This window comes from Geitlerinema calcuttense NRMC-F 0142, from assembly GCF_030285425.1.
Window position 1 is genome coordinate 14,455 of record NZ_JASVEJ010000037.1, and the last position, 11,369, is coordinate 25,823.

General features: G+C 47.4%; 12 protein-coding genes. 3 read left to right on the forward strand and 9 right to left on the reverse strand.

What is annotated here, in order from left to right:
- Positions 1-140: 140 nt before the first annotated feature.
- From QQ055_RS09515 to QQ055_RS09550, 9 genes are all read right to left on the reverse strand, one after another.
- Positions 141-842 carry a class I SAM-dependent methyltransferase gene (locus QQ055_RS09515; protein ID WP_284478536.1) on the reverse strand — a complete coding sequence of 234 codons (702 nt, stop codon included), beginning with the start codon at positions 840-842 and terminating at the stop codon, positions 141-143.
- A gap of 199 nt (positions 843-1,041) precedes the next feature.
- Positions 1,042-1,341 carry a Dabb family protein gene (locus QQ055_RS09520; protein ID WP_284478537.1) on the reverse strand — a complete coding sequence of 100 codons (300 nt, stop codon included), beginning with the start codon at positions 1,339-1,341 and terminating at the stop codon, positions 1,042-1,044.
- Positions 1,342-1,344: 3 nt separating this feature from the next.
- Positions 1,345-2,079, reverse strand: a complete 735-nt coding sequence (locus QQ055_RS09525; RefSeq protein WP_283362236.1) for a phycocyanobilin:ferredoxin oxidoreductase — start codon at positions 2,077-2,079, stop codon at positions 1,345-1,347.
- 163 nt (positions 2,080-2,242) lie between these two features.
- The gene (locus tag QQ055_RS09530; RefSeq protein WP_284478538.1) at positions 2,243-3,031 is read right to left on the reverse strand and encodes a DUF3226 domain-containing protein; all 789 of its coding nucleotides are present in this window, start codon (positions 3,029-3,031) and stop codon (positions 2,243-2,245) included.
- Positions 3,025-4,221 (reverse strand): AAA family ATPase, encoded by a 1,197-nt coding sequence (locus QQ055_RS09535; RefSeq protein WP_286004615.1) that lies wholly within the window; start codon positions 4,219-4,221, stop codon positions 3,025-3,027. Before QQ055_RS09535 ends, QQ055_RS09530 begins: the two co-directional genes overlap by 7 nt.
- 170 nt (positions 4,222-4,391) lie before the next feature.
- Positions 4,392-4,556 (reverse strand): YgjP-like metallopeptidase domain-containing protein, encoded by a 165-nt coding sequence (locus QQ055_RS10845; protein ID WP_349775341.1) that lies wholly within the window; start codon positions 4,554-4,556, stop codon positions 4,392-4,394.
- 266 nt (positions 4,557-4,822) lie between these two features.
- Positions 4,823-6,508 carry an ABC1 kinase family protein gene (locus QQ055_RS09540; RefSeq protein ID WP_284478540.1) on the reverse strand — a complete coding sequence of 562 codons (1,686 nt, stop codon included), beginning with the start codon at positions 6,506-6,508 and terminating at the stop codon, positions 4,823-4,825.
- A 33-nt stretch (positions 6,509-6,541) separates the two neighbouring features.
- On the reverse strand, positions 6,542-7,603 hold the full coding sequence (locus QQ055_RS09545) for a mannose-1-phosphate guanylyltransferase (protein ID WP_284478541.1): 1,062 nt from the start codon (positions 7,601-7,603) through the stop codon (positions 6,542-6,544).
- A gap of 166 nt (positions 7,604-7,769) precedes the next feature.
- The gene (locus QQ055_RS09550; RefSeq protein ID WP_286004616.1) at positions 7,770-7,916 is read right to left on the reverse strand and encodes a hypothetical protein; all 147 of its coding nucleotides are present in this window, start codon (positions 7,914-7,916) and stop codon (positions 7,770-7,772) included.
- Between the two features lie 25 nt (positions 7,917-7,941).
- On the opposite strand from QQ055_RS09550, the gene QQ055_RS09555 reads away from it, so the two are divergent.
- The 3 genes from QQ055_RS09555 to QQ055_RS09565 all read left to right on the forward strand — a co-directional run bounded on the left by QQ055_RS09555 (position 7,942) and on the right by QQ055_RS09565 (position 11,365).
- Entirely contained in the window at positions 7,942-9,183 is a 1,242-nt protein-coding gene (locus QQ055_RS09555) for an LCP family protein (protein ID WP_286004617.1), read from the forward strand.
- 174 nt (positions 9,184-9,357) lie between these two features.
- Positions 9,358-10,053, forward strand: coding sequence for a hypothetical protein (locus tag QQ055_RS09560; protein WP_283362243.1), 696 nt, complete (start codon positions 9,358-9,360; stop codon positions 10,051-10,053).
- Positions 10,054-10,306: 253 nt separating this feature from the next.
- The gene (locus tag QQ055_RS09565) at positions 10,307-11,365 is read left to right on the forward strand and encodes a glycosyltransferase family 2 protein (RefSeq protein WP_284478543.1); all 1,059 of its coding nucleotides are present in this window, start codon (positions 10,307-10,309) and stop codon (positions 11,363-11,365) included.
- Positions 11,366-11,369 lie beyond the last annotated feature (4 nt).

An 11,369-nucleotide genomic window follows, 5' to 3' on the forward strand; every position in this document is an offset into this window, starting at 1 on the left:
ATTTGTTATGTCGTGACCGCCTATATTCCCGATCTTCAAGTGAGTAAAGGTTTTCTCGCGATCGCAGGAATTAGCCCTTAGCGTAAATTGAAAGTTCGACTGCTACTCCCACCCCTTGTTCGGCGGCTTTTTGGGGAATTTTAACCCGGTGCTGTTCGCGTTGAAAACCAAGCGTGAATGAACAGGGTTTGGAAAAACAATACCGGAGTATCGAAGCCACCCGCTGTGATTATTGCTTCGACTTCAGATGGTGTTAAAGCCGCGATGTGTAGATTCCAACCAGCACGCATCTTTTCGATGTCTTCCTCACTCCAGCCAGAGCCTCGCATTCGCAGCCAAACTTCAATCAAGCTCTGATAAACCGGAGGCGACAGACCCAGAACCAAATCGGCATTGATCAAAACTCCACCAGGGTGAAGGCGTTGCGCGATTTGTCCGAAAAAGTGGCTACGCTCTTCGGCTTGCTTTAAGAACTGAGAGACCAATAGGCAAGTCGCCGCATCGAACAGGTCAGATGCGGGCAGTGAATCGAGATAACCTTCGTGGAACGTGCAACGTGGGGCGATACCGCTTTGTTCGGCTTTTTGACGACAAATATCCAGCATCGCCGGTGCCGGCTCGACAGCGGTGAACTGCCATTGCGGAAAGGCTTGTGCCAGAACGATCATTTCCGTTCCGGTTCCTGCACCAACGCACAGAATCCGTGCATCAGCCGGAAGCTCTGAGAGAATCAGGCACATTAACGAGAATAGTGCCTCGCGCCCCGCCAAAAGATCGGTTTGCTGGTCGTAGGAAGCAGCGGCCTTTGGGTCGAATAAAATGGGTGGCTGTTGATTTTGCATGATGAAAGCGAATGGGGCGGCGATTCATAGTTTTACAGGTTGAATGTTGCGATAACATCCTTGTTTGGAGTATTCACACACAGTTTCCGGCGAACGGCGCTGACTCAAGTGGCATCCCGCTAAAGCACATCCAGAAGATATCGTTCTTTCTTAACCCCTCACCCCCATCTCCCAATTCCCTTCTTTCCCCACTCAGGACTCAGCACTCAATTGCGAAATCTAGCGCTAAAATATCCAGCAAAACGGGCTTAATCAACGCTTGCACGATCGCCTGATGTTCGGGATGGGGGCCGTAATTTTCTAAGGCGGTTCGATCGACAAACCGAACCACTAAGCCATGTGTAAAGCCTTTAGACCGTTCGCAAAAGTTTTCCCCACAGCTTAGGTCTACAATTCCGGGAATCTTATCCTGCAAGCTTTTGAGGGCTTGCATAATTGTGGCGATCGCTTCTGGGGAGGTGTCTGGCTGCCACTTAAACAAAACAATATGCTCAATCATGCTTTAAATTGCGTCAAACAAAACCGTCGTCATATAATTGTCAGCCCATTCTGGCCCAAAGGCTTTTTCTAAAACCCGTCGAGTTTTATCATTTTGTTGTTGTTGCAAGCAATAGCGACGCTGACCCGCTAGCGATTCTAAGGTTTGTTCCTCAGAACTGGGAGGCTGCGCGATCGCGTTTTGGCAATGAATGTCCACAAATGATTCTACCCGTTGCAGAAACCGGGCATCTTCTGTGGGGTCAGCCGGACGGATAAACAGACAATACTCCGAGAAGATATCGCCCCAAGGGGGTAACTCGCGAACTTGGGAAAATTCCGGGTTGGGTAAAGCGCTTAAGGCTTGTTGATAGTTTAAGGGTAAAGCGCGATCGCGTCCTGTGGGAGACAAATCTGCGATCGCGGCGCTAATTTGTCCGCGTCCCCCCACCAAGTCGCAACCAAACAGGGGAATAGCGTACTCTGGACGGGGAAACATGACGCAGTGCAAAATATCTAACATCGTCCCCACCCTAGCCAATTCCAGGTGAATTTTGCGAAACTGCGGCGTTTGAAAGCACTTGTTTTCAATAATCAGCTTTTCGCCTTCTAAGCGCCCTTCCACATACCCCAGTTCGCTGGGTAACTCGTAAGGAGAAAGGTCAAGATGCTTTTGCCACACCCGTTCTAGCATATCCGCTAACTGGCGGATCAGGGGGTGTTGCTGTTCTCGCAATGAGGGTTGTGAGGTTCCTACCATAATGCCCGAATCGTTATTTTGGGTTCTTTCCCAGAATAAAGCGAAGCGGGGAGCGTTGCTAGTCCTTATGGCTAAGTGCGATCGCATCTCTTCATCGTTCGAGGTGCGTCGCATTCAGCAATTACAGCAGCAGATTCAGGTGTAGCAAGTGATGCGATTAAAATTATGGTGTTGATGAGTTAGCTGGATCAACCATTAATAGGTTTTCTAGGAAAGAAACTATGCTATTGAGTTCTGGAACCGTTGCAATAGTATCGGAACAAATCCAATTATTTTGAGAGATTGTTGACGTATTAGTCCCTCCAGGCTTAAGGACACTTGCTACTGTAGCAACAATAGCTTTCTCCTTATCAAAGGGTTTCCAGCCTATTTTTTGAATTTCCTCTTGGGAGAACTGATCAATATACGCTCTCGCTCTTCTCATAAACTCAGGATATACAACTTCTCCACACTTACAGATTAAAGTGTCGAGTACACCTTGATTAGAATTGTCCGGGAGAACATATAAACCTAAGCGTGGCGAACTTTCTATAATCACTCCAGGTTTATTAGGAAAATTTGGAAACAATTCTCTAAAACCCGCACAATAGGTATCTCCGACCCTATCAGGGCTATCCTTGTCAGCATCTGCCACTATTCCAAAAGCCAAAAGCGCAGAATAATCAATATCTGAAAGCTTTGCGACTAAGTTTTGAATAAGATTACTTCCCTCTCCAGCATATATAGCCACGGACACCTCTTCCTTATGTAAAACAGATGGCATATCAAGTCTCTTGTACAACATTCCACCTCTGGCAGGATATTTAGGTACAAACTTGCGCCAAAAAGCATCTAGGTCAGACTCTTTACCATTAAAAATTTTAAAGCCAAGTAATTTATTAAGAACTCTACATAGAAATGCTTGGTCGTGGTTCCCCTCAACGCCGATCAAGGCATATCGCCGCTCTACCATCGAACCTCCTGACCTAGCTCTTCTCTAAGAAGCTTCAACCTATTCCAATCATGCCTAACAACCCGTGTATAGTCTTCTTTGGGTTCTAAACGATGAAGCACTAAATCTAATTCAGACTCCGTTACTTCTAATAAAGAATCAACAGCTTCAAGACTATGGGTAGTTGCAAATAGTTGAATATCTAATTCCTTGCACCATCGAATAAGCCACTTATAAGAGTCTTGAAGTGCTTCAGTATGTATTGTAACTTCTAATTCATCAATCAGAAGGATTCCCCCTGGAACGCTAGCAAGCTTTAATGCAATATGAAGTAAGCGACGAACTCCATCACCAAATATGCTAAGCGGAGCACGCCCAAATTTTTTATGGTGAATGTAAGCATTAAAACGATAAGATATAGAATCTGGAGACTGAAGGATTTCTATATCAATTATCCCAGAATCAACTTGTCGTAATAAATTTATTACATCAGGTTTGAAGTTCTGGAAGCTTGCTTTAGATAAAAGTCGTAACTGGCTAATCTCTGATCTATGTGAAGATGGAGTAACAATGGAAGTTTCTAAATTAAATCGACCAGAGCCAGGTAGTTTAACAATCGAATCATCCTCCCATAATTGAAAATCCTCAGCAAAAGTAGGAATAGTATCCAACAAGCTTAATTGCTCAGAGTCCGCGTAAATCTCTATATGCAAATCAATTCCTTTGCGAATCTCTGGCGTTTCATCCTCAACTTCTTCTAGTGTTTCATCCTCAACTTCTTCTAGTGTTTCATTCTCTTTACTCCGACCAAGCTTGTTTATTCGTTTTCTCTCGGAAATCCGTAAGCCTTCAATTACTTCATATTTTGCTTGTAGCTTTTTAACAGGAAACAAACCATCACTACTAATCAAAAGTGTCCCTGTTTCTAGCTCATTTTCTTTTTTTTCATGAGAATGCGCCTTGGGAAACAACCATCGGATTGAGTCAAGAATTGAAGTTTGGCTGAATCTACTCTCCTGTTCTCTTTGACGAGCTATCCTAAACCATTCTCGAAGGTCAAGAGGGTGACAATATATGGATAAAGCTTCTAGTACGCTTGTCTTACCAGAGTTATTTGTTCCAACCAACAAGTTAACCTGACCGAGATGCTCTAAACGTAAATCTCGGATTCCTCGAAACCGATGGAAATGAATACTCTCTAGTTTCCTCATGCGTCTAGTTTATCCTAAGTCACTGCTACTTAATGTCCTTTTGACTCCGCACAGTGCTCTTCTAGACATCTTATCAAGCACTGCCTTTAGATTTTCACCTACCGCTTAAAGCTTTTGAGGTTCTCTCGCAAGCGTTGATAAATGCGATCGCTCCTACTTCTTACCCATACTTACAGGTTATCACTTACTCCATTCTCAGCTAACCTTTGCTGACGGTTGCACCGATCGCTCACAATCCGCTCCACCCTATCCCAAAACGCAGTAGTATGATGCGGTTTAATCAGATGCAGCAGCTTGTGAATAACCAAATACTCTATCATCACTCGCGGCAGCATCGCCACACGGAGCGTGAAAATACAAATCTCCCTTGTGTCCGCATGAACCCCAACGGTAGCCTAACTCGCGTACCTGCACCGAACGGGGAGAAGGTCTAAAGCAGTTGACAAGAGCAGCAGTCTGTGTATAAAAATAGAGCGGAGGCGATCGCTCCCTAAAACTAAAAATCTACCAGCAATTCGATCGCATCAAATAATTCTGGCTCAATCATTGTTGACTCCGAACGTAAAGCGTTACCAACCTAGATAACACTCTACAATACTCCTTAAGATCGCAATCTTCCCGAACGTAAAATACTGACAATTAGCCAGAGTCCTAAGAAACTGGCAGCCGCAAATAAGGCATTGCTGGGTACGAGTAATTGGGCGGTTTGGGCTTTTGCGGAAATAATTGCCGCCCCCATAATTAGAGAACCGACGACAATACTAAACGAGAGACGATTGGCGGAATCATCTAAACTACGACGTAACGGGTCTAAATCTCGCAGCGTCAGATTCCAGTGCATGGTCTCCGAGGTCATCCTATCCAGCAATAACTCTAATTGGCGGGGAGATTGCAACGATAAACTCTTCACATCTAAAGCGGTTCTGAGTAGCGTTTGTAAGGGGTCATCCCCTAAAAGCTGTCGCCGGAATAAGTCGGTAATCAGCGGTTTAATCTGATCTAAGAGATTAATTTCTGGGTCAAATGTCCGCGCTACCCCTTCTAAATTGGCTAGCGCTTTGGCATATAAGCCCATGCTACCCGGTAAAATTACTTTATTGTTGCGCGAAACATCTAAGACTTCATAAATGACTTCGCTAAACTTAATTTCCGAGAGGCTGAGGTTGTAATATTTCCGCAGCATTCGGTCATAGTCGCTTTCTAAACGGGCGAGATTAACGCGCGGGCTAGACTCGGCCAGTTGTAAGGTTAATTGGGCGCAGCGCTGAGAATCAATATCGACAATTGCCAATAACATCTCGGTGAGAATTTGCTGGGTGCGCGGGTCTAAACGCCCAATCATGCCACAATCTAATAAGGCGACGCGACCATCATCGAGATAGAACAAATTACCGGGATGTGGGTCGGCATGGAAGAAGCCATCAATGTAGATTTGTTGGAAGAAAGCGCGGAATAGCAGGGTGGTGACGGCGCGACGCTGTTCGGCGACAACGGCTGCATCGGCTGTGCCATTGGTTCTCGAACCTGCCAAATACTGGGAGGCCGATAGACTCGAAGAGAGGATGGGTACGCCGTCTAGCCACTCCATCACCAGGAGTTTCTTGTTGGTTAGGTTCCAGTAGATTTGAGGAACGACAACTTGTTTGGGGTCAAACCAACGGCTAGTAGAGAGGTTGCGGCGGAGTTGGTCTGCAAAGCTGGCTTCTTGGGTAAAGTCTAGTTCTGCGAGTAAGGCTTTGCTAAATTCATCGGCTAAAGCCACGAGGTCAAAATCAGACCCAAAATCGCTGATTGAAACGAGTTCTGCTAATCCCTTAATTAAAGCAATATCCTGGGCAATCACCAAATCGATACCCGGTCGCTGAACTTTAATGGCGACTTTACGACCATCGGTGAGGGTCGCCTTGTGGGTTTGGGCGATGGAACCGGCGGCGACGGGTTGGGGGTTGAGTTCTGCGAAGATTTCTTCTAAAGGGCCGTTTAACTGCTGGCGAATTAGAACCTCGATTTCTGGCCAAGCGACGGCAGGAACTTGCGCTTGCAGGGTAGAAAGGGCGTCAATATAGCGTCCTGGAAGTAAGTCAGGACGGGTACTGAGGAGTTGTCCTAACTTGACATAGACGGGCCCCAACTCAATGAGGATGTTTCGCAGGACTTCCGGTGAGGGTAATTGGGGTTTGCTTGCTTTACCCCCCGTGAGTAGGCCTCTCATGTAGTCCCAGCCGTTGCGGAAGACTACTTCTAGGATCTCTCTTTGCCGAGAACTCGTTTTGGTAAGGGATAGCATAATTAAGGGGTTAGAGGTGGGAGTGTGGGCAGCTTAGAGGAGGTGGTGGTATTGCGGGTTATCTTTGATTTGACCCAGAACTTTTTTGATGTCTTGGGTGCGGTCTTTTTTAACGATGAGGGTGACATTGCGATCGCGCACAACGACAATATCCTCTAAACCGATTGTAACGATAACTTCATCTTCTGCCGTGTTGTAGAGAATCGCATTGGTGCTATCTAAACAAACATGATTGGCGAGTTCGACATTGGGTTGGTCGCCTTGCAATAAGCGAGACATGGCATTCCAGTCTCCCAAGTCATCCCAACCAAAATCGGCAGGTAGCACGTAAGCCAGTTGGGTTTTCTCCATCAAAGCGTAATCAATGGAAATTTTGGGTAATTCAGAATACGCGGCTACGCCTTTGGCTTGCAGGGGTTCGAGAATTTCGGGCGCGTGGGTTTGCAATTCTTTGAGAACCACTCCCGCCCGAAAAATAAACATGCCGCTATTCCAGCTAAAGTTACCTTGGTCGATGAAGCTTTGGGCAGTTGCCGTATCGGGTTTTTCGCGAAAGCAGTTGACGCGGTAGACAGGCAGGTCGTTAAAGGTACCCGTTTGTTCGCCTTGTTCGATGTAGCCGTAACCTGTCGAGGGATAGTTGGGCTTAATTCCTAGGGTGACAATAGCAGGTTGCGCGATCGCCTGTTGCACGGCCGCCTCAATTGTTTGGCGATAGGCGGGTTCGTTGCCAATCCAATGATCCGCCGGAAAAAAGCCGATGACTGCATCTTCCCCGTAGCGCTTGCAGACTTCTAAGGTAGCCCAAGCCAAGGCCGGGGCCGTATCGCGACCTTCGGGTTCTGCCAACAGGTTCGCCTCCGGAAGTTGGGGAAGTTGTTCTTCTACCCCATCGGCCAGTTGTAAAGACGTACAAACCCACAAATTTTCCCAACTGTCACAAAGCTGTAACAGGCGATTTGCCGTATTTTGCAATAAACTCTGACCGCTGCCATCCAGACAGAGAAACTGCTTGGGGCGATGCTTGCGACTCACCGGCCAAAAGCGTTCTCCTTTACCACCAGCCAGAATTACGGGGACGAGGGATTGAGTCATAGGGGTGTTATTCACTGTGAAACCATTAGTCACCAAGGTACGCTTGCCGCAGTCTATCCGACAAGATTTCTGTCCGTGAAGGGCGCGAATTTCCCGACTCTTCCTTAAAATGGGCGTTGAGTTGCGCGTAGCGAGTCAATACCAGAGTGGCCAGAATTACAAATCGTCAGCCTAAACCGTCTAGGAAAATTGCCTTGCAACGCGGGGGAATGCGCCCATCGCACTCTAGATCGTCTTTTGCTGCTCGTCCATCCCCCATCCGACTCACAACCCCGCCTTGGTTGTTTTGGAGTTGCATTCTGACGATTACCACGACCGTTTCGGCAACGTTGGGGGCAATGGTTGCTGTGTTAGCACCGGAACCGCCTGTTTATCTGAGTTTTCCGCAGCAACCCCAGGGGTTGCTATTTGAGTTTTGGCAGTCTCGCTTTCAGTTTCGCCTCACTCGTCCGGTGAATCTCTTGATTTTGGGGATTGATGGAGAACTTGCGCCTTCTGCGATCGCAAAAGACCCATTTTCGGGTCGCAGCGATACCATTTTGCTGTTGCGCCTCGATCCGAATAGTGATTCGGTGAATATCCTCTCAATTCCCCGCGATACGCAAGCGCTGGTGCCGGAATTGGGTTGGGTGAAAATGAGCCAGGTGAATGCGCTAGGGGGTGCTGAGTTATCGCTGCAAGTGATGAGTCAGACGTTTAACCAATTGCCAATTGAGCGCTATATCCGGATTAGTACGGGGGCGTTTCGCGAGTTGGTGGATTTGGTGGATGGGGTAGAGGTGTTTGTCGAGCGTCCGATGTCCTATGTGGACTATACGCAAAATCTGACTATTAATTTGTCTCCCGGATGGCAAACACTGAACGGACAGCAGGCTGAGGAGTTTGTCCGGTTTCGTTCCGATGAGTTTGGGGATATTGGCCGGGTGCAACGCCAACAACTGCTGATTAAGGCGCTGCGCCATCGATTTAGCAATCCGACGGTGTTACCGCGCTTGCCCAAAATTTTGCAGGTAATGCAAAAGTATGTGGATACGAATCTGAGTTCCGATGAGTTGCTGGCGTTGATGTCGTTTGGACTCAAGACGCCGCCGGAGGGGTTTAAGATGGTGATGTTACCGGGTCGTTATAGCGATCGCCTGGAGTACCCAACTAGTTATTGGCTGGTGGAAGCTGCCGATCGCGATCGCATCTTACGCGACTATTTTCAGCGCCACTGGATGACCACCCAATGGGGCGATCCGAAAAATCCTACAGGTCAACGAGACTTGAGTGGGTTAAAGATTGCCATTGACAATGCGACGGGTTCTCCGGCCGCCAGCGAACAGTTAGCCACCTATTTAGAGGAACAAGGCTATCAGGATTTATACTTTGTGCGCGATTCCTATGCAAATCGCAATTTACCCCGCCTGCATCAAACCCAAATCATTGTCCAAAAAGGCGACCTTAAAAGCGCGCAACACCTGCAAAGCGTATTAGGGATTGGACGCATTGAGGCAACTTCAACTGGGGATATCGATTCGGATTTAACCCTCCGCATTGGCGCAGATTGGTTAACTGTTGTTTCGCAAAATCGGCGATGAATCTTAAGTCTTGGTTGCAACTTAACTGGAGAAGTTACGGACGGTTGCTGCTTGTGAGTTTCCTTTTGGCTTGGGTGTGGGTGTTGTTGTTGCAACAACGCGCAATTCCGCGAACTCCCCACTTCTATTAATCTAGGAGTTAAAGCGAAAAACTATAGGAATTTCAATTCAGCAATGGCTCAAATTCACTGGCAGTCCACCCTTGGCTGTACGACGCTCTGTTTCATGCTTGCAAGTGCTTTTTCGTTACCTGTGGCTTCGGCTTTTCCCATTGCTCAAGCCACCCCTGGTGCAATTACCGAGCAAGTTGGTTTTATCAATACCTGTCGGGGAAGCGGTTCCACCGGACTGACTCTGTATGAGGATGCTGCTCTAACTCGTGCTTCTGGTACGATTCAACCGAATACGGTGATAACGCTGACGGGATTGGTTGCGCCTGGAATTGCTCAGATTAAATCGCCTGATGTGGGTTGGGTACGCGCTGCGACTTTAACCACCAACTGCGGTACAGAAACGCCTGTCACCGATGCAACCTTACCCCCAGATATTGATACCAATCCTATCTATTGCCGTCGCTTGCGGGATTCTACGCGGGATGGTCAAGCGTTTAGCGCTTTAGATCGAGGCTTGATTGCTTATAATACGCCAGGATCGGGGATGCAAACTTACTTAGGTTCTCCAGATGGCCCTGCCAGAGCCGCAACGGTACGCCTGACGCGGACTCCCCCAGAAACTCAAACCTTTGAGGGCAATACCTGGATTCGCGTTAAATATACAAGCGTTGCTGGGGAAGCGCGGATTGGCTGGGTGACGAATGGCCCGGCGGGTACGAATCGCAATCTCGCCAATTGCCTGCCGGGACAAAATTAAGGCGATCGCCATTAAGTTTCTCTCGATTGAATTGAGGTAGGTTAGCGAAAAAATTCTAATATTAATCTACCTCAAGATAGATTATCAAAATTATGAATTGACCTTCTAATTTCTAAACCCAAAATTCATCTAATGTCCGGAAATTCCTACTTTTAGACTTCATTTTTTAAAGAATTCATGAAGCTTCTCTATTTGAACCGTAATCTTACGGAAATCGCGGTAAGGTGTTGCCAAACTCTAAGAGAATTCAATCATGGTAAATACACCTACAATCGCACCCCAAGTCACGATTGTTGTTGTTCCACGGGAGCGTTTTAGCTATACCCGCGAATCCCTAGAGAGTATATATGAGCATACCGATCTCCCCTTTAAGCTCGTGTATGTTGACGGGGGTTCGCCTCGCCACATTCAACGCTACTTAGAAGAACAATCCCGCGAAAAAGACTTTCAACTCATCCGTTTCGATCGCTATCTCTCTCCTAACCAGTCGAGAAATATGGGTCTGCGCGAAGTCAAAACCAAATATCTCGTGTTTATTGACAACGATGTTGTCGTCACCCCAGGCTGGTTAACAAGACTCGTGAATTGCGCTGAAGAAACCGATGCTGCAATTGTGGGGCCGTTAACCTGTATTGGTACGCCTCTGCATGAGATGATTCACAATCCAGGAGGCCGCACTTACATTAAGGAAGAACCCGTTGAAACGGGAATTCGGCGCTCCATCTACCAAAAAAGTCACTTTGCTAACCGGACGGTTGAGCAGATGCGCGACAAACTCCAGCGCACGCAATGCGACTATGCGGAGTTTCACTGCATGTTAGTTCGGACAGATATTTTTGAAAAAACGGGCCCGCTTGATGAAGGACTGTTCAGCACGCGCGAACACCTCGATTTCTCGATGATGGTGACTCGCGCCGGGGGTAAGGTTTATTGCGAGCGAGAAGTGGTTGTCACCTACGTTCCCGGCCCGCCTTTACAATGGTCTGACTTAGGTTTCTTTATGCTGCGTTGGAGCGATGCTTGGGATCTGGCAAGCTTAAAGCGGTTTCGGGAGAAATGGGACCTCACCGAAGATAAGTATTTCCAAAAGCGGTACGATCAACTGGGATTCCGTCGCAAACGCACGATTGTGAAGCCTTTAGCTAAAGCTTTAACCTTTGGATGGCGCAGCCATCGCATGGAACAACTTTTGATTCCCCTAGAAAAGCGGCTAAACCGCTATGTTAGCGATCGCTATGCGCGTCAATGCCAACAACAGCCGAGTTCCGAGCAACCTCTGCAACAGCAACCCGTATTGGCGCAAAAGTATTAACTTT

Coding starts and splice junctions, on each gene's coding strand:
- QQ055_RS09515 (WP_284478536.1), bottom strand. CDS start 842: ATGCAAAATCAACAGCCACCCATTTTATTCGACCCAAAGGCCGCTGCT.
- QQ055_RS09520 (WP_284478537.1), bottom strand. CDS start 1,341: ATGATTGAGCATATTGTTTTGTTTAAGTGGCAGCCAGACACCTCCCCA.
- QQ055_RS09525 (WP_283362236.1), bottom strand. CDS start 2,079: ATGGTAGGAACCTCACAACCCTCATTGCGAGAACAGCAACACCCCCTG.
- QQ055_RS09530 (WP_284478538.1), bottom strand. CDS start 3,031: ATGGTAGAGCGGCGATATGCCTTGATCGGCGTTGAGGGGAACCACGAC.
- QQ055_RS09535 (WP_286004615.1), bottom strand. CDS start 4,221: ATGAGGAAACTAGAGAGTATTCATTTCCATCGGTTTCGAGGAATCCGA.
- QQ055_RS10845 (WP_349775341.1), bottom strand. CDS start 4,556: ATGCTGCCGCGAGTGATGATAGAGTATTTGGTTATTCACAAGCTGCTG.
- QQ055_RS09540 (WP_284478540.1), bottom strand. CDS start 6,508: ATGCTATCCCTTACCAAAACGAGTTCTCGGCAAAGAGAGATCCTAGAA.
- QQ055_RS09545 (WP_284478541.1), bottom strand. CDS start 7,603: ATGACTCAATCCCTCGTCCCCGTAATTCTGGCTGGTGGTAAAGGAGAA.
- QQ055_RS09555 (WP_286004617.1), top strand. CDS start 7,942: ATGGTTGCTGTGTTAGCACCGGAACCGCCTGTTTATCTGAGTTTTCCG.
- QQ055_RS09560 (WP_283362243.1), top strand. CDS start 9,358: ATGGCTCAAATTCACTGGCAGTCCACCCTTGGCTGTACGACGCTCTGT.
- QQ055_RS09565 (WP_284478543.1), top strand. CDS start 10,307: ATGGTAAATACACCTACAATCGCACCCCAAGTCACGATTGTTGTTGTT.